The sequence below is a fragment of the Ruegeria sp. G12 genome (assembly GCF_056533565.1).
In genome coordinates, this window is record NZ_JBQFOO010000003.1 from 342389 (window position 1) to 364933 (window position 22545).

Below are 22545 nucleotides of genomic sequence, written 5' to 3' on the forward strand. Positions count from 1 at the left end.
AGGCCTTGGCACCCACTGCCCGGATTTGTGGGAGGGATGGGTCGATGCCTAGTCCCTCGCGCTGGCTACTGGCCCTTGCGGGGCTGCTTTACCTGGCCGGTTTCGCGCGGGACCGGGCAGAGGATTGGGTGGGTGCAACCGTTCTGCCGCCGGTTCTGGCCGAAACATCGGTCGAAATGCGCGACCGCAACGGGGCGCTACTGCGCGTTTTCCCGGTCGAGGACGGCATCTGGCGGCTGCGATCCGGCCCGGTCGATCCGTCCTTCACCGACATGCTGATCCGGTACGAGGATAAGCGGTTCCTGACCCACGCAGGTGTCGATCCGGTTGCGGTGTTGCGCGCCGCAGGGCAATCGCTTTGGAACGGGCGTGTGGTCTCCGGCGGATCGACCCTGACCATGCAGGTCGCGCGACTGATCGAGGATGGGTCAACCGGGCGGTGGAGCGGTAAAATCCGCCAGATTAGGGTCGCATTGGCGCTGGAGAGGCGGCTGAGCAAACAGCAGATTCTGAACCTCTATCTGACCCATGCGCCCTATGGCGGCAATCTCGAAGGCATCCGCGCCGGAACCCGCGCATGGTTCGGCAAAGACCCGGCGCGCCTGACCCCGGCGCAGGCCGCGCTGCTGATCGCACTGCCGCAATCGCCCGAGGCCCGGCGGCCCGACCGCAACCCTGACATAGCGCGCGACGCGCGGGATCGCGTGCTGAACCGGATGCAGCGCTACGGGGTTCTGTCGGCGTCCGAGACGCGCAGCGCGCTGACCGAAGCGATGTCCGCACAGATGACCCCCTTCTCGCGCCTCGCCCCACATCTGACCGAGCGCGCGCAACGCCAAAACCCCGAGGTCAGCACCCACGATCTGACCTTGAACGCGGACCTGCAGGCCCGGCTTGAACCATTGGTCGCCCAAGCGGCATCGCGCGCTGGCCCCCGTGTGTCCGGCGCGCTGATGGTGGTGGATCATCAAAGCGGAGAGATTCTGGCCTCGGTCGGGTCGGCGGGTTATCAGGATGCACGGCAAGGGTTCGTGGACATGACCCGCGCGCTTCGTTCGCCGGGATCGACGTTGAAACCGTTGATTTACGGACTGGCCTTCGATCAGGGGCTTGCGCATCCCGAAACGCTGATCAGCGACAGCCCGGTGATGTTTGGACGCTATGCACCGCGCAATTTCGATGGTGTGTTCCGAGGCGATTTGCGGGTGCGAGAAGCACTGCAAATGTCGCTGAACATCCCCGTCGTGCGCCTGACGCACGAGCTGGGACCGGCCCGCGTGATGGCCGCGCTGCGGGATGCCGGGACCGATCCGCGCCTGAGCGGCGGTGCGCCGGGGTTGGCTGTTTCGCTGGGCGGTGTGGGCCTGAGCCTGCACGATCTGGTCCAACTCTATGCGGCGCTGGCGGCGGGCGGGCAAAGTCCGATGCTGCACTCTGACATGCTGGCGGACACCGCAACGACCGAACGCATCCTGTCCGAAACCTCTGCCTGGCAGGTCGGGGATATCCTCGCGGGTCTCACACCGCCGCCAGGCGCGTCGTCCAACGGATTGGCCTATAAGACCGGCACCTCTTACGGGCACCGGGATGCCTGGGCGATTGGCTTCGACGGGCAGCACGTGATCGGTGTCTGGCTGGGCCGCGCCGATGGAACCCCGGTTCCGGGCGCGTTTGGAGGCGACCTTGCCGCCCCGCTGCTGTTTGAGGCGTTCGGACACCTGAAACCCACGCTGGACCCATTGCCGCCCCCGCCGCCATCGACCTTGATCGTGGGCGCGGCGCAATTGCCGCAGCCATTGCAGCGCTTCCGCCCGCGCGGGGCCGCGTTTGAGGCTGATCCTGCGGCCCCTGACCTGCTGTTTCCCCCGGATCGTGCGGTGTTAGAGACCAACGGCGCGCCCCTGACGGTCAAACTGCGCGGTGGCGTCGGGCCGTTTTCAGTTCTGGCCGATGGGGTTCCGGTGCTGACCGGCCAGCGCCAGCGCGAGTTTGAAATTCCCAATCCCGGGCCCGGATTTGCCGCACTGGTGGTGGTGGATGCACAGGGCCGGTCGGATCGAGTCTCGGTCCGGATCGAATAGGACGTTTTATTTGAACCAGCCTATCGAAATGCGCGGTCGACCGAAGGCAGAGGCAGCGCATTTCGATTCACATCAAACGCACAGCGCCCTAGCGACGCCCCTCGCGCAACCAGCCGCCCAGCAGGAAGCCACCCGCCAGCAGCAGGACCAGCCAGGGCGGCAACAGCCCGGCCTGCGTGACATCGCGCGTCTCATAAGCGTTGCGCGGCGTCAGGCCGATCCAGCCGCGCCCGGCCGCAGGCCGTCCGGCGCGGACGTTGCGGATCGACGGCAACCCGTCCTCCAGCCGAATGACACCGCCGCGCATCGCGGCCAGAACGGGTTCCAGAACCTCTCCCGTCGCTATGGTGCGCTCAAATTCCCGGGGGGCGGCGGGGCCGAGGCCGATCACCGCCATATGGTCGCCCTCTTGCAGGCGATACAGGCCGATCTCGGGCCCGAAATACTGCGCCTCGAACCGGCCCGGTGAGACCTCATCCAGCGTCACCTCAAGCGTTTCGCCGTTCGGACGGGTGATTGTCACGGGGCCGACCTCATCCTCAAGGGTCTGGCGGATGATGCGCATGGACTGGCCGTTGGCATCGGCCCACAGCGCCTCTTCCTCTAACTCGGGCTCTTTCATCATCCAGTGGGCCAGACGGCGCAGCAGTTCCAGTTGCGGCCCACCGCCCTCGAACCCTCGGCTCCACAGCCAGGCGTGATCCGAGGCCAGCATGGCAACGCGACCCTCACCCACGCGGTCCAGAACCAGCAGCGGGCGTTCGTCGACCCCGGTCATCAGAACCTCGCCCGAGCGATGTTTCACGTCGACTTGCCGCAGCCATGCGCCCCAATCCTCGGAATCGCCCAGATTGGTTGTCACAGGATGGCGATGGCCGAGGTCACTGACCATCGGCACATAGCGTTCTTCGATCACCCGCGCCGAAGGCTGGGCGGGCAGGATCGGGGCCAGAGGCGAGCGGAAGATGCTGTCCGCCGTCGCGAAATCGGGCCCGGCGGCGATCAGCACAGCGCCGCCGTCGTTGATATAGTTGGTGACGTTGTCCAGATAGATCGCGGGCAGGATGCCGCGGCGTTTGTAGCGGTCAAAGATGATCAGGTCGAAATCGTTGATCTTTTCCAGAAACAGCTCGCGCGTTGGGAAGGCGATCAGCGACAGTTCATCCACCGGCACACCGTCCTGCTTTTCAGGCGGGCGCAGGATGGTGAAATGCACCAAATCGACAGAACTGTCGGATTTCAGCAGATTGCGCCATGTCCGCCCGCCCGGATGCGGCTCGCCCGAGACCAGCAGCACGCGCAATCGGTCGCGGACCCCGTTCATCTGGATCAGCGCGGTGTTGTTGCGGTCGGTCAACTCGCCCTCGGCCTGCGGCACCGAGAACTGGATCACGTTGCGCCCGCCATGGGGCAGTGTGATCGGCAATTCGACATCCAGCCCGATGGGGATGCTGAATTGGTCGGGCTCACCCCCGTCGACCGAGATTTCCAGCGGCGCGGTTGTAGCCCCGGCCGGGGCGGCCCCGCTGTCCTCGACGCGCAGGGTCAGCGTCACCGGCTCGCCGATAATGGCAAAGGCCGGGGCGTTGCGCACGATCAGGCGGCGATCCCAGTCGCTGTCGCGCCCGGTTTGCAGCAGATGCATCGGCGCAGGCAGGTCTGGGGCCTGATCGACATCATGCACGATGCCGTCCGAGACCACGAGAATGCCCGCGATGCGTGCACGCGGTTCCTCGGCCAAGGCGGCGTTCAGCGTGGCCATGACCTGCGTGCCTTCATCCCCGTCGCTGTCGCCAACTCGAATGCGGCGCAGTTCGGTGTTGTCGCGGGATTCGATTTCAGCGGCCAAAGCCTCGGCTGCTTCAGCCGTCTGATCGGCGCGGTCGGCCAGCGTCTGGCTGGCGCTTTCATCCTCGATCATCAGGACGATGTCGGTCAGCGGCGCGCGGTCTTCGACCTGATAAACCGGGCCGGTCAAGGCCGCGATCACGACCAGCGCCGCCAGACCCCGCAAGGCCCAGCCGGACAGGCCGCGCCACAGGGCCAGAATAATGCCTGCAACCGCAATGGCCGCCACGATGGCCAGCACGGGCCATGGGATCAGCGGGTCAAAGATGACGGTTCCTGTCATTGTCCCAACCTGTCCAGAAGGGCGGGCACGTGCACCTGATCGGATTTGTAATTCCCGGTCAGCACGTGCATCACCAGATTGACGCCAAAACGATTGGCCAGTTCGCGTTGACGCTCGCCCGCATAACCACGCCCGACCGGCAGCAGCGCCTGCCCGTTGCGATCCACAGCCCAGGCCCCAGCCCAGTCATTGCCCCCGATCACCACAGGCGTCACGTTGTCGTTGAGATTTCGGAAAGGCATGCCCTCGATCTGTTCCGCATCCATCGGCGCGGCTTCGACCCAAACCTCGGTGCCTGCGTACCGGCCCGGGAAATCCTGCAGCAGGTAGAAGGTGCGGGTCAGCACGTGATCGCGCGGAATCGGCTCTAATGCAGGGATATTCAACGGTGCTGCCAGTTGCTGCAGCTTGCGCCCGTTCGGGCTGGAGGCCCCGAACCCGGCGATATCAGCGTCGCGTGTGTCGAACAGGATCATCCCGCCCGAGCGCAGATAGGCGTTCAGCTTAGCATAAGCCTCGGTCGAGGGTTGCGGCTGATCCGGGGTGATTGGCCAATAAAGCAGCGGGAAGAATGCCAACTCGTCACGTTCCAGATCGACGCCGATGGGGTCGGCGGGTTCGACCGAGGTGCGGTAAAACAGCGTCTGCGCCAGCCCGCGCAGCCCGGCCTGCGCGATGTCGTCCACCTGCGCGTCGCCGGTCAGCACATGGGCCAGAACCAGCTCATGCGTTGCCGCGAGTGCAAAATCTGTCTCATCCGGCGTTTGCGCCTGCGCCTCGGGCGCCAACATCACAGCACCCAAAGCCACCGCCGCCGCGCGCGCCAGACCCAGCCGTCCGGACAGAGCTAGCGAGGCGATCACATCCACTGTCAACAGGATCAGCGCCAGACTTAGAAGGATACCACCCAAGGGCGTTTCGGTCGTGACCTCCTGCCCCTTGATCGGCACGTCCGAAGGCCAGACCGCCGCTTGCAGCACCGCATCCTCAGCCAGGACATTCAACGCCAGTTTCTGCTTGCCGCTTTCATAGAGGCCCGGTCGCAGGTCCGGCCCAAGCTGGCCGGACACCAGTTCCACGCCATCCACGCCGGCCAGATTGCCCGCATCGGACAGGGTGCCGAACCCGTCCATGATCTGCACCGGCTCCCATGTGGTGCCCTGCAACTGTGCCACCTGCCGGGATTTCGCGGCAGAGGCCACGGCCAACCGGTCCAGCATTTCGACGAACAGCCCTGATAGCGGCAGGCTGGACCATTCCGCATCCGCGGTCACATGGAACAGCACCACCTGCCCCAGCCCCAGCGCCTTGCGCGTGACCAGAGGGGTGCCATCGGACAGCGACGCAATCACCCGATCCGCCAGATTAGGGTCTGGTTGCGCCATAACCTGCGTGGACACCACAACATCATCCGGGATCTGCAAGCCATAGAAAGGAGAGGTCTCGGGGAAGGGTGCAAGCGTCTTGGCCTCACCCCAGCTCATCGCGCCGCCAACCGTTCGGCCTCCGGTGCGCAGACGGGCGGGCAAAAGCGTGTCTTCTTCATCGCGCCCCAGATCGCTGGCGGCCATGCGCGGACCGGCGAAGCGCAGCAGCAGACCGCCCTGTTCGACCCATTCGATCAGCCCGGCCTCTTCGGTGTCGGACATCTGCGCCACATCGGACAGGACTATGACATCGGGGTTCGCGGGCAGTACGTCCAGCAACCCGCCTTCGACAAAATCCGCCGTGGGGATCAGGACCTGCGTCAGGTAGTGCAGCGGCGACAGCAGTTCCAGCCCTTCGCGGTTCAGGGTGCCCGCGATCAGCGCAACCTCACGCCGCCGCAGGCTGTCATCGGTCAGCGTCACGGCACCGGCAGAGCGCTGGCCGCTGATCTCGAACCGGGTGATCCGGGCGCGCAGTTCCGAGGGTAGGGCAAGGTCGATCTGCGCCTCGGTCGCGCCAGCCTCGAAACTCACCTCGGCCGATTGCAGCACACGGGCCGTGCCTGCCGGGTCGCGACCCTGCGCAAGCAGCGTAACCATGTCCATCGGCCCCGGTTCGGCGCGCAGAACGGTCAGCCGGATAACCCCGTCCTGATACACGGCGGGCAACACCGCCAATGCGGCTGAGGGCGCGCGGTACACCGTCACGCCGCCGCGCGATTGCAGGGCTGAAACCAACCGGTCATGTCCGTCGAAACTCAACCGGTCGCTGAACCAATGGGTGTCGAACCCGCCCTCAACCTCGTTCAATACGGTCAGCACCTGCGAGACCTGCGCCTCGGTCGGTTGCCATGGGTTCGGGGTCAGGCCCGGCAGGCGGCTGCGCCATGCCTCAGCCGCCTGAAACACCGGCGGTTCCGGTTCGGTCAGGCGCAGGATCGAGACCGGGCGACCCGCCCGACCAGCCTCGGTCAGTTGCGCGTCGATCTGATCCAGCGTCGCCGACCAGCGCGTGGCCCCGGCCCAGCTGGCATCCAGCACCAGCAAGAGCGACCCCGATCCGGTCTGATCGCGCGAGGGGTTCAGGACCGGCCCGGCCAGCCCGATGATGATCGCCGCCGCCGCCAGCATGCGCAGAAGCAACAGCCACCACGGGGTGCGGTCCGAGACGCTTTCGTCATCCTTCAAGCCCAGTAGCAAGGTGACCGCTGGAAACAGCCGCCGGATCGGCGCGGGTGGCACAGCGCGCAGGATCAACCACAGGATCGGCAGGGTCAGCAAACCCAGCAGCACCCACGGCGCGGTAAAGCCGATGCCCGCCAGAACCGTCATCGCGTGCCCCCATCCAGCGCGCGATAGAGCCACAACAGAGCCGCCTGCGCGCTGTCACCTGTATGATGCAGACCCAACCGCCAGCCTGTGGCCCGGCAGAGTTGCGTCAGGGCGTCTTTGCGTTCCGCAAGGCGGTCCAGATACCGCCCGCGCAATTCCCCCGCCTTGAGGGTTTCGTGCCGCAGGGTGCCGCCGACGCTTTCGAAGATGGTGCGCCCGCGATAGGGGAAATCTTCCTCTCTTGGGTCCAGTACCTGCAGAACAACCCCGCGCACCCCCCGGTCCGCGGCCTTGGTCAGCGCCAGTTCAACCTCACCCATCGGGCCGAGGAAATCCGATATGAAAACCGCCCGCGCATGTGGGATCATCGCGCGGTGCTCCGGGGGGGCATAATCTGTCTGCGCATCCTCGGACCACGCCTGCGCCAGCCGGATGATCTGCGCGTTGCCGCGCCGGGGCGGCAAGGTTGTGCCAGTCAGCCCGACGCGCTCACCGCCGCGCACCAGCAGGATAGCCGTGGCCAGCCCCAGCAACCGGGCGCGATCCGCCTTGGTCGGCAGGCTTTTGTCCGAGGCAAAGCGCATCGACGCGCCCTGATCGACCCACAGCATGATGGATTGCGCGATCTGCCATTCGCGCTCGCGCACAAATTGCTGATCCCCTCGCGCCGAGCGGCGGTGGTCTATCATCCGGCGGCTGTCGCCGATCTGAGCGGGGCGGTATTGCCAGAAATCATCGCCCATCCCCGAACGCCGCCGTCCGTGATCGCCCAGCAGCACTGTACCGGCCAGATGTTCGGCGCGCGCCAACAGGGGCGGCAGCCGGGACGCCTCGGCCTCGGACCGTTCGCGAAGGGTCAGCGCCGCATTCACGCCGCAGCCTCGGTGCGGATCAGACCGGCGGCGGTGGATTCGATTAGATCAGACAGGCTGTCGCCGCGCGCCCGCGCCGCGAAGTTCAGCGCCATCCGGTGGCTGAGCACTGGACGCGCCATGTCCAGCACATCCTCGGCATTGGGGGCCAGCCTCCCCTGCAACATCGCACGCGCCCGCACCGTCATCATCAGCGCCTGCGCCGCGCGGGGGCCAGGGCCCCAGGCCACGGTTTCGGCCACACGTTCGGACACACCTGCCTCTTCCGGGCGGAAGGCGCGAACCAGATCGAGGATCAGTTCAACCACCGACTCGCCGACCGGCATGCGCCGCAGCAGTACCTGCGCGTCCAGCAATTCCTCTTTGGTGAAAATCTGGTGGGCGTCTTCCTCTTCGACCCCGGTCGTGGCCAGCAGAATGTCCCGTTCGGTCTGCCGGTCGGGGTATTCCACATCGACCTGCACCAGGAACCGGTCCAACTGCGCCTCGGGCAGCGGATAGGTGCCCTCTTGCTCAATCGGGTTCTGCGTGGCGAGCACATGGAACGGCACGCCAAGCGAGCGATCCTCGCCCGCCACGGTCACCGTGCGTTCCTGCATCGCCTGCAGCAGCGCCGATTGCGTCCGTGGGCTGGCGCGGTTGATCTCATCCGCCATCAGCAATTCACAGAAGATCGGTCCGGAAATAAACCGGAAATGGCGGCTGCCATCGTCGGCAGTGTCCAAGACCTCGGACCCGAGAATATCGGCAGGCATCAGGTCGGGCGTGAACTGAATGCGGTTGCCATGCAGCCCCATCACCGTCGACAGTGTTTCCACCAGACGCGTCTTGCCCAGACCGGGCAGACCGATCAGCAACGCGTGCCCGCCACACAAAAGCGCGGTCAGGGTCAGATCGACAACCCGCTCCTGCCCGATAAAGCGGCGGGTGATCGAGGTCTTGGCCTCTTGCAGCTTGTTTTCCAGCGCTTCGATCTCGGACACGAGGTCGGCGGGTTCGGTCATGACTTTCCCTTCCGTGGACTATTATGTTTGAAGTGTATCGCGCTGAGAGGAAATGGCAAAAGCAATGAGCGGACAAAAACCTGTGAAACCTTCGCCTGATGGTCTGGCCGCATCAGTCAAAGCCGCCAAAACGCGAGGTTTGCCCCCTGTTCACCTGTGGAATCCTCCGTTTTGCGGCAATCTGGACATCCGGATCGCAAAAGATGGCACATGGAGTTATTTAGGCTCGCCCATCAACAGGTTCGAGCTGGTGAAGCTTTTTTCCTCAATTCTTAAGAAAGAAGACGGCAAGTTCTTTCTGGTTACGCCGGTCGAAAAGGTGGGAATCACCGTCGAGGACGCGCCGTTTGTGGCGGTGGATTTCGACCGGGATGGGGATGGTGAGGGCCAGACCCTGACTTTTACGACCCATGTGGGCGACACCGCTGATGCCGGATCGGATCACCCCATCCGCATTGTCACCCATCCTGAAACAGACGAGCCTGCGCCCTATATATTGATACGCGCCAACCTTGAGGCGCGCATCGACCGCAAAAGCTTTTACCGCCTAGTCGATATCGGAACCGAACATGACGGCTGGTTCGGTGCCTGGTCTGGCGGGCAGTTCTTTCCGTTGATTTCGGCTGAGGCGCTAAACGGGCTGTGACAATTTCCGGTCCTGCGCTACCACCACGGCCAGGGCCACAATCGCCGCACCCAGCGCCCGGGTCCAGTTCCACTCCTCGCCCAGCATCACCATGATCACCATCACGTAAAATGGCGCCACGTTGATGTGGAACGAGGCCAGCGCCACCCCCAGCTTGCTGACCGAGGCGATGAACAGAACCTGGCTCAGCGCCATGGCGATCAGCGCATAGATCGCCAGCATACCCATCTGCGAGCCGTCGATGGGCGCTGATGGCATAACGTCCATCCCCATCTGGCCCGCGATCAGGACCAGAAGCCCCGCCATCACAAAACCGCCAATGAAGGTGATCGTTGCCCGCCCGATCTGGCTAAGTTCCGGGAAATCGCGGGCCGTGGCCATGCTGGCCCAGCAGAACAACCCCGTCGAGGCAATCGCACAGGCCGCCCCCAACCCAAGCTGCGCAGGCGCAACAGCGCTGGTGGCAATCAACCCGCCAAAGATGGAAACCACAACACCCAGCGCAAAGTTCCACTGCAACCGGCGGGTGCGAGCCATCAGTTCCAGCAATGTGGCCACCAGCGGCGCGCAAGAGGCGATGATGGCCACCGTCACCGGATCGGTCAGCTTTTGCGCCAGAATAATCAGGAACATCCCAATCCCGAAGCCAACACCTCCGACAAACAGCGCATGCCCCCAGCGGGCGCGCAAGACCTTTGCTGGTCCATCGACCAGCAGCCAGAGCGGCACCAGAATCACAACGGCCAGCCCCACACGGGCCAGCAGCAGCGCGACCGGAGGCCAGGTTTGCAGCAAAACCTCAGCCGCCGGAAATCCGGCCGCCCATGCCAGCATCGAGGCCACCGCCAGACCGTTGCCGGTCAGGGCGGAACCGGGTCCATAGGGCACAGCAACAGCGGTGCCGCGCACGGGGTCAGGGCTCAGAGCCATCGGGATCAAACCTTTTGTTGGCACGGCGTCGTTAAAATGATTCGCCGCAGTGGCCCGATGCTGTCTGATCAGCACAAGGCGATCTGGCCGATTTTCGACAATCTGTCGTTTTCAGTCCCTTTCGCGAAACAGACCGGCCCGCTAAGCTTTGACCACCAGAAGACCGGGACCGCTCATGCCCAGATTTGCCGCCAATCTTTCGCTGCTCTTTACCGAGCAGCCCTATCTCGACCGCTTTGCCGCCGCTGCCGAGGCCGGTTTTGAGGCCGTCGAGATCCTGTTCCCCTACGATCTGGCCGCAAAGGAAACGCGCCGCGCTTTGTTGGCCAACGGGCTAGAACTGGTTCTGATCAACGCCCCGCCGCCGAATTATACCGGCGGCCAGCCGGGCTATGCCGCCGTTCCCGGCAGCGAGGATCGGTTTCGGTCCGACATCCGCCGGGTGCTGCGCTATGCCGGGGTGCTGCGCCCAAGGCTGATCCACATCATGTCCGGCTATGCCGCGGGGCCGCAGGCCATGGCCAGTTTCATTCAGAACCTGCAATGGGCCGCCGATTTCGCGCCGCAACAGCAGTTCACCATTGAACCGCTCAACCCGGTCTCACAACCCGATTACTTCCTGAATGACTATGATCTGGCCGCCGAGGTTCTGGACCAAGTCGATCGCCCCAATGTCGGTCTGCAATATGACAGCTTCCACGCCCATATGATCCACGGCGACGCGCTGGAGATTTGGCACCGTTTCCACCCAAGGGTCGTCCACGCCCAGATCGGAGCCGCCCCGGACCGATCCGAACCCGGTCGCGGGCCAACGGATTTCGCCTCGCTGTTCTCGGCCTTCGAAAATGCGGGCTATTCCGGCTGGGTCAGCGCCGAATACACACCCTCAACAGCCCGTACCCATGACAGTTTTGGCTGGATGCGTGTCTGAATGCTGGCCTTTTTGGCAAAAATCCCGCAGATGAAGACGTCCCTGCCTAAAGGATGCGTTTAATGATCCCAGCCCGTTACGCCCGCGCCGTGTTCAGCCTGATCATGTCGGGCCTGATGTCCTGTATCGTGACCGGCATCGCGACGGTGAAGGCCATCGGCTTTGGCCCTAATACGTTGGCTGACTGGATGGCATCCTGGGCCTTCTGCTGGCCCATCGCCTTCATCGTGATCCTTCTGTTCGGGCCCACGGTGCAACGGCTGGTCAACCGCATGGTCAGACCGCAGGACTGACCCGCTGCGAAGAGGGCCCGCTGGGCCTGATGAGCAGCGCCTTCAGTGCGCCTCGGCCCAGTTCGCGCCCTGGCCTGCATCCACGCTCAGCTTCACATCTAGCTTCACCGCCGGATCGGATGCGCCTTCCATCACATCCCCCGCGACGCCGATCACCTGATCCACTGAGTTTTCGGCCACTTCGAACAGCAATTCGTCATGCACCTGCAGCAGCATCTTGGCTGGCAGCCCGTTGATCGCCCCCGGCATCCGGACCATAGCGCGCCGGATCACATCCGCCGCCGTGCCTTGGATTGGCGCGTTGATCGCCGCCCGACGTGAGAACCCGGCATGGGGTCCTTTCGCGTTGATTTCGGGCGTATGGATTTTGCGACCGAACAGGGTTTGCACGTACCCGTTCTCTTTCGCAAAGGCGATTGTGTCGTCCATATAGGTCCGGATTCCCGGGAAGCGTTCGAAATAACGGTCGATGAAGCCCTGTGCCTCGGCCCGGGGGATACGCAGGTTGCGCGCCAGACCAAAGCCCGAGATGCCATAGATCACACCAAAGTTGATCGCCTTGGCCTGCCGCCGGATATCCGGCGTCATCTCGTCCAGCGGCACGTCGAACATCTCGGACGCCGTCATGGCGTGAATGTCCAACCCATCGGAAAACGCCTGTTTCAGGGTCGAAATATCGGCGATATGGGCCAGAATCCGCAACTCGATCTGGCTGTAGTCAAGGCTGACCAGCACGTTGCCCGGCTCGGCAATAAACGCCTCGCGAATGCGCCGCCCTTCCTCGGTCCGCACCGGGATGTTCTGCAGGTTCGGATCGGTTGAGGCCAGACGGCCGGTGTTCGCCCCGGTGATCGAATAAGACGTATGCACCCGCCCTGTATCCGGGTTGATATGGGTCTGCAGCGCGTCCGTATAGGTCGATTTCAGCTTGGAAAGCTGCCGCCAGTCCAGCACCCGGCGGGGCAATTCGTGCTCGGTGGCAAGGTCTTCCAGAATATCCGCCCCGGTCGAATATTTCCCGGTCTTGCCCTTCTTGCCGCCCTCAAGCCCCATCTTGTCGAACAGAATCTCGCCCAGTTGCGCAGGTGAGCCGACATTGAAATTCTCGCCCGCCAATTCGTGAATATCAGCCTCTAATCCGGCCATTTTCTGCGCAAAGGCGTTGGACATGCGGCTCAGCACATCGCGGTCGACCTTGATGCCATGCATCTCCATCTCGGCCAGCACCGGCACCAAGGGCCGTTCCAGCGTCTCATAGACTGTCGTCACCTGCACCTGATGCAGTTGCGGTTTGAACAGTTGCCACAGGCGCAGTGTGATATCCGCATCCTCGGCGGCATAAGCCGTGGCCTCGTCAATCGGCACCTTGTCGAAGGTGATCGCCGACTTGCCCGAGCCCAGCAGCGGTTTGATCGGAATCGGCGTGTGGTTCAGATAACGTTCCGAGAGCGTATCCATCCCATGTCCATGCTCACCCCCATGCATCGCGTAGGACATCAGCATCGTGTCGTCGATTGGGGCCACGTCGATGTCATATCGCGCGAAAATCTTGGCGTCATATTTCATGTTCTGCCCGATCTTCAGGATCGACGGGTCCTCGAACACAGGTTTCAGCATATTTAGAGCCTCATCCAGCGGCATCTGCCCCTCGGCCAGCGCGTCCGAGCCGAACAGATCATCGCTTGCGCCCTCGCGGTGGGTCAGAGGGATATAGCAGGCCTCGCCCGCTTCAACACACAGCGAAATGCCCACCAGATCGGCGATCATTTCGTTCAGACCCGTGGTCTCGGTATCGACAGCGATCCAGCCGCGCTCATAAGCCTGATCAATCCACTTTTGCAGCGCACCGGCGTCGCGCACGCAGTCGTATTTTTCGGCACCAAACGGAATATCCTCGGCCTGCGGCTCATCCACCGGCGCGGGCGCATCGGCGATCACCGGGGCCTCGGCGCCCAGCTTGTCGGCGATGCGTTTGGTGAGGGTGCGGAATTCCATTTCGGCGAGGAACCCCAGCAGGATATCCGGCTCGGGGTCCTTAACCTCCAGATCGTCCAGCGTGAAATCCAGAGGCGTTGCGGCATCCAGTTGCACCAGCTTTTTCGACAACTCGATCTGGTCGCGCTTTTCGATCAGGGTCTGGCGGCGCTTGGGCTGTTTGATCTCTTCGGCGCGGTCCAACAGCGTTTCCAGATCGCCATATTCGTTGATCAGCAGGGCGGCGGTCTTGATCCCGATCCCCGGCGCCCCCGGCACATTGTCCACCGAATCCCCAGCCAGCGCCTGCACATCGACCACACGTTCCGGGCCGACGCCGAACTTCTCGACCACCCCGTCGCGGTCGATGCGCTTGTTCTTCATCGCGTCCAGCATTTCGACACCGTCGCCGACCAGTTGCATCAGGTCCTTGTCGGAACTGACGATGGTCACGCGGCCCCCGGCGTCGCGCGCCTGAACGGCGAGGGTTGCGATGATGTCGTCGGCCTCGTACCCCTCGAGCTCCTTGCAGGCGATGTTGAAGGCTTTCGTCGCCTCGCGGGTCAGGGGCATCTGCGGGCGCAGGTCCTCGGGCATCGCCTCGCGGTTGGCTTTGTACAGGTCATAGAGGTCGTTGCGGAACGTGTGTGACCCCTTGTCGAAAATCACCGCAACATGGGTCGGCGCGTCCGGCCCGGCGTTTCCTTCGACATATTTCTGCAGCATGTTGCAGAACCCGGACACGGCCCCAATCGGCAACCCGTCGGATTTTCGCGTCAGAGGGGGCAGGGCGTGATAGGCCCTGAAGATAAAGGCCGATCCGTCGATCAGATGCAGGTGACAGCCTTTTCCGAATTCGCTCATGCGCGCGCTCCCCTGTGTTTGCCCATCCGTCCTGCCATGGAACGCAGATGGATACCAGTGGGAGAACGCGCCGATCAGGCCAGGCCGCGCGTTCCGGCGGACTTACGGATAGAACTCGCACCAGCCGGTGTGAATCCAGCCCCGGAACACCGATTCAACATTGTTGATCGCGCCGTTTTCCACATAGCACCATTTGCCATTGCAGGACCGGATATAGGCCGCGTCGCCATTCCGCAGGCTGCCGATCTGCTGGTAGTTCGAGCCCGGCCCGGTTCTGAGCGCCAGAAACCCGTCGCCATTGGGGTTCAGCCCCTTAACCAGACAGCCGGTATCGGTGATAACCGGGCCTGTGGGCGGAACGATCTGTTGAGAATAGGCCGCTGTTGCAAGGAAAACGCCAAAAGCTGCGCCAAGAAGTCGCTTCATTACACTTGTCTCCAAAATCATCGTTAAAAATATGTCGCACTGCGACCCTAACCCGCGGCGCGGCCTCCGTCTACAAGGCAGGCCATCGGGCGATTGCAGCGTCGGAAAAGGCCTAGCCGCCGAACAGCCCCGAGAAAAAGTCGGAAAAACTGTTCAGCAACGCCATGATCACCAGCACGCCCAAAAAGGCGAAAAAGGCCATGGCAAAGAACTGAAACAGGATCGCGCCGACGCCGATCGCAACACCCGCAATCGCCGGGCGCAACTGTTCGTGGCGCAGGATGCCGATTGCGGACAGGACAATCGCCACCCCGCCCAGCATGGCAACCCCGATCTGCAGAAAATCGTCCAGATCCCGCGTTGGCGCAACCGGCGCGGGCTGCTCCAGACCCGCCGCTGCGCGCAAGGTGGATTTGCCGATCTCGGCGGCAAGCTCGCCCAGCGACACGCCTGTCGACTGTTGCGGCGCGAAGGGTCCGGCCCAGAACACAAACAGCGCGGCAAAAAGCGCACCAGCCCCAGCGCAGAACCCGATCCAGCCGAAAACCGGGCTGTTGATGTGTGTTGCTGTTGCGTCTGTCATCGCACTCCCTCGGTCCGTCGTCCGGATATCACCGAAACTGGGCGAGACTGAGGCATCGGATCAGGTTCCCTCAGGTGGTGTTAAAAACCCTATGCGTTCTGTCCCAGATCAACCCGGTCTTTTCGGCAATACGCTGCATCTGTTTGTTCAGCGACCGGTCGTTCAGCCTGCGGCTGAGCGTGCGCAGGGGCACCAGATTGCGCTCTCCATACCCGTCGATCAGAAAGAACATCCGGGTGGGACCGCGACGCCCGTAGACGATATTGGTCTCGTGAATATCGCGCCCGACGATCTGAAGCTGAAACAGCTTCTGCACGAAGCTGTTGAGGTCGTTCAGAGCGTCATTGTTCAGGCCACCCTGTTCGCACAGGGCTGCAAGATGGTCAGCAAGCTGCCCGTCGTCCGCTTGTATCCGTTCCACAACCACGCCCGGCCCGGCATTGGTCTGAACAACGCCGAAGGATCGCGCCAAGGGCAGTTGTGCAATATCGGCCCCGATTTTCAGCGCCGCTTTCAACTCGCACTCGATCTCTTTCAGGGCATTGCGGTACACCGAATCCGGCAAAATGCGCCGGATCAGCCGCTTGGTGAAGGATCGGTTCGGGCGTTTGCGGGGCCGTGTCACCTTGATCAGCAGTTCTGGCTGACCCGGGCAAGCGTAGACGTTCCGGTGGCCACCGCTTGCGACCAGATCCTGATCTGAAAGCTGCAAAAGCCCTGTTGCAAATGGCGTCCTACCTGCGTCTTGCATCGAACAGACGGCGTCAGCTTTGCGCCTCGGTGCCCTTCAGAACATATTTGCAGTCGCAATAGGGGCATTCGACCCAACCGGTATCTTCCGGGATCTGCAGCCACACGCGCGGATGGCCCAACGCACCTTCGCCGCCGTCACAGGCGACACGGGTGGTTTCAACGATCCTGGTTTCCGGCGCTTCGATGGTCACGGCTGGCGATCCTTCTTCGGTTGTCGGCCTCGCGGGCATGTATTAGGTGCGTTTATGAGCGATGAGCAAACCGGGGGCAAGAGCCACATGAGCGATGCGGCAATCAGGATCGAAGGGCTGCGCAAGACCTATCGCGGCGGCAAGGGTCAGCCGGAAAAACAGGCGCTCAAGGGGATTGACCTGACGGTGCCGCGCGGCTCGGTCTTTGGGCTTCTGGGGCCGAACGGGGCCGGGAAATCGACCCTGATCAACATTCTGGCCGGTCTGGTGGTGAAATCGGCCGGGTCCGTGTCGATCTGGGGCTTCGATCAGGACCAGCACCCGCGCCAGTCGCGCGCCGCCATCGGAGTGATGCCGCAGGAACTGAACCTCGACCCGTTTTTCACCCCGCGCGGCGCGTTGGAGGTGCAGGCGGGCCTGTACGGTGTACCCAAGGCGCAGCGCCGCAGCGACCAGATTCTGGACCTGGTGGGCCTAAGCGACAAAGCCGAGGCTTATGCCCGCACTCTTTCCGGCGGGATGCGGCGGCGGCTGTTGCTGGCCAAGGCACTGGTGCATCATCCCAAGGTTCTGGTGCTGGACGAGCCCACCGCAGGCGTAGATATCGAGCTGCGCCAGATGCTTTGGACCAATGTGCGCAAGCTGAATGAACAGGGCATGACGATCATCCTGACCACACATTATCTGGAAGAAGCGCAGGAGATGTGCGACGAGATCGCGATCATCAACCACGGCGAAAAGATCGCGCAGGACAGCACCGCCAACCTGTTGGGTCGGATGGACAGCCGCACTATGGTGATCATCCCCGACAGCCCGGTGGCCAATTTGCCGGTGGCTGACGGTGTCGAAGCCACCCTGCGCGACGATGGCAGCCTTGTGCTGCAGTACCGCAGCGCCCAGACCAGTGCCGAGCAGGTGCTGGAGGCGGTTCGTGCCGTGGGCATCCGCATCCGCGATGTTCGGACCGAAGAGGCCGATCTTGAGGATGTGTTCCTCGCCCTGACCTCATCGCGCGAAGACGATACCCCGGCGGATGATCAGGATCAGCCGCGCCGGGGCATGCACCGGGTCAAGCTTTAAACCCGGTCGATCCGCGCCTGATAGCAATTGTTCCGCGCTGATCGCACATGGATATAGGCGATGTCCGGGCGGGCGAAGATGTCCCTTACCGCTGCGCCGATCTGATCCGTGGGCGTGATCGCCCCAGTGCCATAGACGATGCGGTCATCCGCCCCGTACCCCTTGATCAGATAGTCCGGAGAGGTGGTCAAAATCTCGGGCAAAACCGCGCCCTCATACCGCTCGCATGGGGCTGCACACAGGAAGATCGGCCCTGTTTCGGCATAAGGATGTGTCTCTGAAAAAGGGCGATGGGCCAATATCAGCATCTCTTCGCCTTCGGGAATGTTCTGCAGACAGTGACGGCAGGGGTTGCCAGCGCCCTTCGAAACGGCACGTTCGGGCGTGGCGCCATAGGCGTCCGGCCCTCCGGCTTGAAGGGCGCGGATTTCGGGTGTGGGTAAGGCGGTGATCTTGAACATCTCGGGTCTCCTTTTTCCTGACCCTGCCTGCCTGACCAGCCGCAAGCGACCCGTTTCCTGCGCAAAGGACTCGGAAAAAGAACAAAACGTGAATATAATATGGAATCGCCATGTATGCCGAGCTGTCGATCACATCGAACTTCACCTTCCTCACCGGGGCCTCGCACCCCGAGGAGTATATGGAGCGCGCCGTCACCCTGGGTCTGCCCGCCATCGCGATTGCCGATGATAACTCGGTCGCCGGGATCGTCCGCGCCCATACTCAAGGGCGCGAGATCGCCCGCAAGGTGCGTGAACGACTGGAGTGGGAGGCGCAGAACACCTCCATCGGCCCGCCCTGCCCCGATCACATCCTGAAACCGCTCTCATACCCCGTCCACGCGGTGCCCCGCCTGATCCCGGCGGCGCGGCTGATCTTTACCGACGCGCCCACCGTCACCGCACTGCCGCTGAACCGGCAGGGTTGGGGTAACCTGTGTCGTATCCTCTCCCGGGGTCGCCTGCGGGCCGAAAAGGGCGACTGCATCCTGCACCTGTCGGACCTGCTGGAATTCGCGGATGGTCTCCACCTGCTCCTCTGGCCACAGGCGAGTCGTTTGCAGGGCGGCGCGAGCCCTTGGCGGACACAGGCGCAACAGCTGACGCGCCGCTTTGGTGGGCGGATGCATCTGCTGATGCATCCCCGGTACGATGGGGCCGACAGCGCGTATTTCAATGAATTAGAGACTGAATCAAAGCACCTCAGCATCCCCACCCTCGCCAGCGCCGCACCGATGATGCATCACGGCACCCGCCGTAAACTGGGTGATGTGCTGACCGCCATCCGCCTGCGCCGCAAGGTCGACGATCTGGGCCGCGACGCGCTGGCCAATGGTGAACAACGCCTGCGGTCCGAGGCTGAGATGCTGCGCCTGTTCAAGGGTCATGAAGGGGCCGTCGCACGCGCACATGCGCTCAGCGAGGACCTGACATTCTCGCTGGACGAGTTGCGCTACGAATACCCCAATGAGGGCAGCGAACAGGAAACCCCGACCCAGCGCCTGCACCGGCTGGCGCATGAGGGGTTGAACTGGCGCTATCCGGCGGGCGCGCCCGAAAAGGCGAAACAGATGCTCGCCCATGAACTCACCCTGATCGGCAAGCTGAAATACGAACCCTATTTCCTGACCGTCCGCGACATCGTCCATTTCGCCCGCTCACGCGATATCCTGTGTCAGGGGCGCGGCTCGGCGGCCAATTCGGTGGTCTGCTTCTGCCTCGGCATTACCGAGGTCAGCCCCGAGATGGGCACCATGGTGTTCGAACGCTTCGTCTCGGAAGCCCGCGACGAGCCGCCCGATATCGACGTGGATTTCGAACATGAACGCCGCGAAGAGGTGATCCAGCACATCTATGACCGCTATGGCCGCGAACGCGCGGGCCTCTGCGCCACGGTTGTGCATTACCGCGGCAAGCGCGCCATCCGCGAGGTGGGTCGCGCCATGGGCCTGACCGAGGATACGATTGCGGGGCTCAGCTCCCAGCTTTGGGGGTTCTTCTCAGCTGGCGGGCTCGAAGCGCAGCGGATGCGCGAGATTGGCCTCGACCCGGAAGATCGACGCCTGAAACAGACCCTAATGCTGGTCTATGAGATCGACGGCTTCCCCCGCCATCTGTCCCAGCATGTCGGCGGTTTCATCATCACCGAGGGGCGTCTGGACGAGCTGGTCCCCATCGAAAACGCCACGATGGAGGGCCGCACGGTCATCTGCTGGGACAAGGACGACATCGACTCGCTGGGCATCCTCAAGGTCGATGTGCTCAGCCTCGGGATGCTGACCTGCATCCGAAAGGCCTTCGACCTGATCCAGCAGCACCACCGTACCGGCTATACGCTGGCGACCCTGCCGCCCGAGGACCCAGTGGTCTATGACATGCTGTGCAAGGCGGACTCAGTCGGCGTGTTTCAGGTGGAATCGCGTGCGCAGATGAACTTTCTGCCCCGGATGAAACCGCGCACCTTCTATGATCTGGTGATTGAGGTCGCCATCATCCGCCCCGGCCCGATTCAGGGCGACATGGTGCATCCTTACATCCGGCGGCGGAACGGCCAGGAGGAGGTCAGCTTCCCATCGGACGCGCTGGGCGACGTGCTGGGCAAAACGCTGGGCGTGCCGCTGTTTCAGGAACAGGCGATGCAGATCGCCATCGTGGGGGCGGGTTTCACCCCGGAACAGGCGGACCGGCTGCGGCGGTCGCTGGCGACCTTCAAGAAGCACGGCAATGTCAGCGAATTCCGCGCGCTCTTTTTACGCGGCATGAAAAACAACGGCTATGAGGATGACTTTGCCGAGCGCTGTTTCTCGCAGATCGAAGGCTTCGGCTCTTACGGCTTCCCCGAAAGTCATGCGGCCAGCTTTGCGCTGCTGGTCTATGCCTCGGCCTGGATCAAATGCCACCATCCGGGAATCTTTGCCTGCGCCCTGCTGAATTCGCAGCCGATGGGGTTTTACGCCCCCGCCCAAATCGTGCGGGATGCGCGCGAGCATGGGGTGCAGGTGCGCCCGGTCTGCATCAATGCCAGCTTCTGGGACAATGTGATGGAACCCGACGGGCGCGGTGGGCTGGCCCTGCGGCTGGGGTTCCGCCAGATCAAGGGCCTGAGCGAGGAAGATGCCAGTTGGTTAACGGCGGCGCGCGGCAACGGCTACCATCAGGTCGATGACGTGTGGCGGCGCGCCGGGCTGGGGCCGTCGGTGATCGAACGGCTGGCCGAGGCCGATGCCTTCGCCGCCTGCGACCTGATCCGGCGCGAGGCGTTGTGGCAAGCCAAGGCGATTGCCACCGCCGAGCCTCTGCCGCTGTTCTCGCAGGATCTGGAGGGCGAGGCGCTGGACGAGCCCGAAGCCCATCTGCCGCAAATGACGCTGGGCGAGCAGGTGGTCGAGGATTACGTGGCCACCCGCCTCAGCCTGCGGGCGCACCCCGTGGCCCTGCTGCGGCATCTGCTGACACCCGAGCCGCGCGACAAAACCACGCCTGCTGCCTGACGCCGAAACCGGATATGACCGCTGAACAAAGTCACATTCGGAACGCTCATGACCAGACCCGCCTTGCCCCCGCGCTTCCCCGCCACGCCCGCGCAGATCAACGCGCAGGTCCGCGCCTTTTACGCCCGCGTGCGCGAGGATACCGTCCTGGGACCGGTCTTCAACAAACACGTGCATGACTGGACTGCGCATGAGGCCAAGATCGCCGCATTCTGGCGCAACGCCATCCTGTACGAGCGCAGCTATGACGGCAATCCGCAGCGGGTCCATATCGAACGGCCCGACGTCAAACCGGAATTCTTCGCCCACTGGCTGGACCTGTTCGAAGAGGTTGCGACCCAGACCCTGCCCCCGGAAACCGCTATCCCGTGGGTCGCTCTGGCCCGGCGCATTGGCGTGGGAATGAAGGCAGGCGTGCAATCGGCGCGCCAGCCCAAGGATGCGCCGCCGATCCTGCGTTGACCGCATCACATGGCCGCTTTGCGATGTTAGCGGTAAAATAGGGGCTATGCGCCCTGCCAAAATGGGGGTAGTCAGAGGCAAGACGTCGCTGCGACGGCCCATACCCACCACACCGACATCGCCCGAGGCCATATCGATGAGCACTCAAAACACCACCCTCCGGGGACTTGGTTTCGCGTTTCTGGGATTCGCGGTCTTTGCCAGCCATGACGCGCTGATCAAGGTGCTGGGCGGGACCTATTCGGTGATGCAGATCATCTTTTTCGCGACACTGTTTTCCTTTGTGCCGATGACGGTGACCATCCTGACCGACCGGACCACCGGGAATTTCCTGCCCCGCCACCCTTGGCTGGTACTGCTGCGCTCGGCCCTGCTGGTGACGTCGATGGTCTGCGTGTTCTACGCCTTCTCGGTGCTGCCCCTGGCCGAGGTCTACTCGCTGCTGTTCTCGTTCCCGCTGATCGTCACCGTCCTGTCGATCCCGATCTTGGGTGAGGTCGTGCGCGCCCAACGCTGGGCCGCCGTGGGCGTCGGCCTGATCGGCGTGCTGATCGTTCTGCGCCCCGGCGCGACAGACATCACCCTCGGCCATCTTGCAGCCTTAACGGCGGCGTTTTGCAGTGCGTTTGGGTCTGTTCTGGTGCGCAAGATCGGGAATGAGGAACGATCCGCTGTGCTGATCCTCTACCCGATGCTGCTGGCCATCGCCGCCATGAGTGTGGCGCAACCGGCGGTCTATCAGCCGCCATCCCTGCCGCATCTGGGGATGATGGCGCTGGTGGGCGTGTTCTCGGTCATCGCCCAGCACCTGATCATTATGGCCTACCGCGCCGCGCCCGCCGGGGTCGTCGCCCCCAGCCAGTACAGCCAGATCATCTGGGCCACCCTGTTCGGCATGGTCTTTTTCGGCGAAAACCCCGACGGCTGGGTCGCCGTCGGAGCCAGCATCATCATCGCCTCGGGCGTCTTCGTGGTCTGGCGCGAGAGCCGGACAAACGCCTCGGCCAACACCCCGGTCCTGCGGGTGCGGTCCCCGAGGTCGGATACGGGGGCGACGCGGCCGGGGAAGTGATGC

19 protein-coding genes are annotated in these 22545 nt (G+C 63.3%); 8 read left to right on the forward strand and 11 right to left on the reverse strand.

What is annotated here, in order from left to right:
• Nucleotides 1-44: 44 nt before the first annotated feature.
• Nucleotides 45-2081, forward strand: a complete 2037-nt coding sequence (gene pbpC / locus ACR0JN_RS09425) for a penicillin-binding protein 1C (protein WP_480885300.1) — start codon at nt 45-47, stop codon at nt 2079-2081.
• Between the two features lie 88 nt (nt 2082-2169).
• Here pbpC and ACR0JN_RS09430 read toward each other — a convergent pair whose 3' ends face one another.
• Genes ACR0JN_RS09430 through ACR0JN_RS09445 form a run of 4 tightly spaced genes read right to left on the reverse strand, consistent with a single transcriptional unit; the run spans nt 2170 to nt 8847 of the window.
• Complete coding sequence (locus ACR0JN_RS09430; RefSeq protein WP_480885301.1) at nt 2170-4212, reverse strand: hypothetical protein; 2043 nt, start codon at nt 4210-4212, stop codon at nt 2170-2172.
• The gene (locus ACR0JN_RS09435) at nt 4209-6971 is read right to left on the reverse strand and encodes a DUF4159 domain-containing protein (protein ID WP_480885494.1); all 2763 of its coding nucleotides are present in this window, start codon (nt 6969-6971) and stop codon (nt 4209-4211) included. The genes ACR0JN_RS09430 and ACR0JN_RS09435 overlap by 4 nt, the downstream gene beginning before the upstream one ends.
• Nucleotides 6968-7843 (reverse strand): DUF58 domain-containing protein, encoded by an 876-nt coding sequence (locus ACR0JN_RS09440; protein ID WP_480885302.1) that lies wholly within the window; start codon nt 7841-7843, stop codon nt 6968-6970. The genes ACR0JN_RS09435 and ACR0JN_RS09440 overlap by 4 nt, the downstream gene beginning before the upstream one ends.
• Nucleotides 7840-8847 carry an AAA family ATPase gene (locus ACR0JN_RS09445; protein ID WP_480885303.1) on the reverse strand — a complete coding sequence of 336 codons (1008 nt, stop codon included), beginning with the start codon at nt 8845-8847 and terminating at the stop codon, nt 7840-7842. The genes ACR0JN_RS09440 and ACR0JN_RS09445 overlap by 4 nt, the downstream gene beginning before the upstream one ends.
• 52 nt (nt 8848-8899) lie before the next feature.
• Between ACR0JN_RS09445 and ACR0JN_RS09450 the strand changes: the two genes are divergently transcribed.
• The gene (locus ACR0JN_RS09450; protein WP_480885304.1) at nt 8900-9493 is read left to right on the forward strand and encodes a DUF1285 domain-containing protein; all 594 of its coding nucleotides are present in this window, start codon (nt 8900-8902) and stop codon (nt 9491-9493) included.
• Here ACR0JN_RS09450 and ACR0JN_RS09455 read toward each other — a convergent pair.
• Nucleotides 9479-10423 (reverse strand): DMT family transporter, encoded by a 945-nt coding sequence (locus ACR0JN_RS09455; RefSeq protein ID WP_480885305.1) that lies wholly within the window; start codon nt 10421-10423, stop codon nt 9479-9481. The two genes, ACR0JN_RS09450 and ACR0JN_RS09455, sit on opposite strands and share 15 nt — an antisense overlap.
• A 175-nt stretch (nt 10424-10598) precedes the next feature.
• On the opposite strand from ACR0JN_RS09455, the gene ACR0JN_RS09460 reads away from it, so the two are divergent.
• A complete protein-coding gene (locus tag ACR0JN_RS09460; RefSeq protein WP_480885306.1) occupies nt 10599-11354 on the forward strand; it encodes a hydroxypyruvate isomerase family protein in 756 nt (251 codons plus the stop codon).
• Nucleotides 11355-11416: 62 nt separating this feature from the next.
• Nucleotides 11417-11647 carry a DUF2798 domain-containing protein gene (locus ACR0JN_RS09465; RefSeq protein ID WP_480885307.1) on the forward strand — a complete coding sequence of 77 codons (231 nt, stop codon included), beginning with the start codon at nt 11417-11419 and terminating at the stop codon, nt 11645-11647.
• Nucleotides 11648-11689: 42 nt separating this feature from the next.
• Here ACR0JN_RS09465 and polA read toward each other — a convergent pair whose 3' ends face one another.
• From polA to ACR0JN_RS09490, 5 genes are all read right to left on the reverse strand, one after another.
• On the reverse strand, nt 11690-14485 hold the full coding sequence (gene polA, locus ACR0JN_RS09470; RefSeq protein WP_480885308.1) for a DNA polymerase I: 2796 nt from the start codon (nt 14483-14485) through the stop codon (nt 11690-11692).
• A 102-nt stretch (nt 14486-14587) separates the two neighbouring features.
• Nucleotides 14588-14911 carry an SH3 domain-containing protein gene (locus ACR0JN_RS09475; protein ID WP_480815610.1) on the reverse strand — a complete coding sequence of 108 codons (324 nt, stop codon included), beginning with the start codon at nt 14909-14911 and terminating at the stop codon, nt 14588-14590.
• A gap of 112 nt (nt 14912-15023) precedes the next feature.
• Nucleotides 15024-15494 carry a hypothetical protein gene (locus ACR0JN_RS09480; protein ID WP_480885309.1) on the reverse strand — a complete coding sequence of 157 codons (471 nt, stop codon included), beginning with the start codon at nt 15492-15494 and terminating at the stop codon, nt 15024-15026.
• A gap of 70 nt (nt 15495-15564) precedes the next feature.
• Nucleotides 15565-16206: a YrbL family protein gene (locus ACR0JN_RS09485; RefSeq protein WP_480885310.1), complete on the reverse strand. Its 642-nt coding sequence runs from the start codon at nt 16204-16206 to the stop codon at nt 15565-15567.
• Nucleotides 16207-16258: 52 nt separating this feature from the next.
• Nucleotides 16259-16438 carry a zinc-finger domain-containing protein gene (locus tag ACR0JN_RS09490; protein ID WP_480815607.1) on the reverse strand — a complete coding sequence of 60 codons (180 nt, stop codon included), beginning with the start codon at nt 16436-16438 and terminating at the stop codon, nt 16259-16261.
• 87 nt (nt 16439-16525) lie between these two features.
• Between ACR0JN_RS09490 and ACR0JN_RS09495 the strand changes: the two genes are divergently transcribed.
• Entirely contained in the window at nt 16526-17518 is a 993-nt protein-coding gene (locus tag ACR0JN_RS09495) for an ABC transporter ATP-binding protein (protein ID WP_480885496.1), read from the forward strand.
• Here ACR0JN_RS09495 and ACR0JN_RS09500 read toward each other — a convergent pair.
• Nucleotides 17515-17979 (reverse strand): DUF1203 domain-containing protein, encoded by a 465-nt coding sequence (locus ACR0JN_RS09500; protein WP_480885311.1) that lies wholly within the window; start codon nt 17977-17979, stop codon nt 17515-17517. The two genes, ACR0JN_RS09495 and ACR0JN_RS09500, sit on opposite strands and share 4 nt — an antisense overlap.
• A gap of 110 nt (nt 17980-18089) precedes the next feature.
• On the opposite strand from ACR0JN_RS09500, the gene ACR0JN_RS09505 reads away from it, so the two are divergent.
• From ACR0JN_RS09505 to ACR0JN_RS09515, 3 genes are all read left to right on the forward strand, one after another.
• Nucleotides 18090-21008: an error-prone DNA polymerase gene (locus tag ACR0JN_RS09505; RefSeq protein WP_480885312.1), complete on the forward strand. Its 2919-nt coding sequence runs from the start codon at nt 18090-18092 to the stop codon at nt 21006-21008.
• 48 nt (nt 21009-21056) lie between these two features.
• A complete protein-coding gene (locus ACR0JN_RS09510) occupies nt 21057-21470 on the forward strand; it encodes a group III truncated hemoglobin (RefSeq protein ID WP_480885313.1) in 414 nt (137 codons plus the stop codon).
• A 136-nt stretch (nt 21471-21606) separates the two neighbouring features.
• Entirely contained in the window at nt 21607-22542 is a 936-nt protein-coding gene (locus tag ACR0JN_RS09515) for a DMT family transporter (protein WP_480815603.1), read from the forward strand.
• Nucleotides 22543-22545: the final 3 nt, after the last annotated feature.

Bases quoted from the DNA above. Each gene is read 5' to 3' on its own strand.
- ACR0JN_RS09450 (WP_480885304.1), top strand. From the start codon at position 8,900: ATGGCAAAAGCAATGAGCGGACAAAAACCTGTGAAACCTTCGCCTGAT.
- ACR0JN_RS09515 (WP_480815603.1), top strand. From the start codon at position 21,607: ATGAGCACTCAAAACACCACCCTCCGGGGACTTGGTTTCGCGTTTCTG.
- polA (WP_480885308.1), bottom strand. From the start codon at position 14,485: ATGAGCGAATTCGGAAAAGGCTGTCACCTGCATCTGATCGACGGATCG.
- ACR0JN_RS09495 (WP_480885496.1), top strand. From the start codon at position 16,526: ATGAGCGATGCGGCAATCAGGATCGAAGGGCTGCGCAAGACCTATCGC.
- ACR0JN_RS09455 (WP_480885305.1), bottom strand. From the start codon at position 10,423: ATGGCTCTGAGCCCTGACCCCGTGCGCGGCACCGCTGTTGCTGTGCCC.
- ACR0JN_RS09435 (WP_480885494.1), bottom strand. From the start codon at position 6,971: ATGACGGTTCTGGCGGGCATCGGCTTTACCGCGCCGTGGGTGCTGCTG.
- ACR0JN_RS09500 (WP_480885311.1), bottom strand. From the start codon at position 17,979: ATGTTCAAGATCACCGCCTTACCCACACCCGAAATCCGCGCCCTTCAA.
- ACR0JN_RS09475 (WP_480815610.1), bottom strand. From the start codon at position 14,911: ATGAAGCGACTTCTTGGCGCAGCTTTTGGCGTTTTCCTTGCAACAGCG.
- ACR0JN_RS09430 (WP_480885301.1), bottom strand. From the start codon at position 4,212: ATGACAGGAACCGTCATCTTTGACCCGCTGATCCCATGGCCCGTGCTG.
- ACR0JN_RS09480 (WP_480885309.1), bottom strand. From the start codon at position 15,494: ATGACAGACGCAACAGCAACACACATCAACAGCCCGGTTTTCGGCTGG.
- pbpC (WP_480885300.1), top strand. From the start codon at position 45: ATGCCTAGTCCCTCGCGCTGGCTACTGGCCCTTGCGGGGCTGCTTTAC.
- ACR0JN_RS09445 (WP_480885303.1), bottom strand. From the start codon at position 8,847: ATGACCGAACCCGCCGACCTCGTGTCCGAGATCGAAGCGCTGGAAAAC.
- ACR0JN_RS09460 (WP_480885306.1), top strand. From the start codon at position 10,599: ATGCCCAGATTTGCCGCCAATCTTTCGCTGCTCTTTACCGAGCAGCCC.
- ACR0JN_RS09505 (WP_480885312.1), top strand. From the start codon at position 18,090: ATGTATGCCGAGCTGTCGATCACATCGAACTTCACCTTCCTCACCGGG.
- ACR0JN_RS09465 (WP_480885307.1), top strand. From the start codon at position 11,417: ATGATCCCAGCCCGTTACGCCCGCGCCGTGTTCAGCCTGATCATGTCG.
- ACR0JN_RS09510 (WP_480885313.1), top strand. From the start codon at position 21,057: ATGACCAGACCCGCCTTGCCCCCGCGCTTCCCCGCCACGCCCGCGCAG.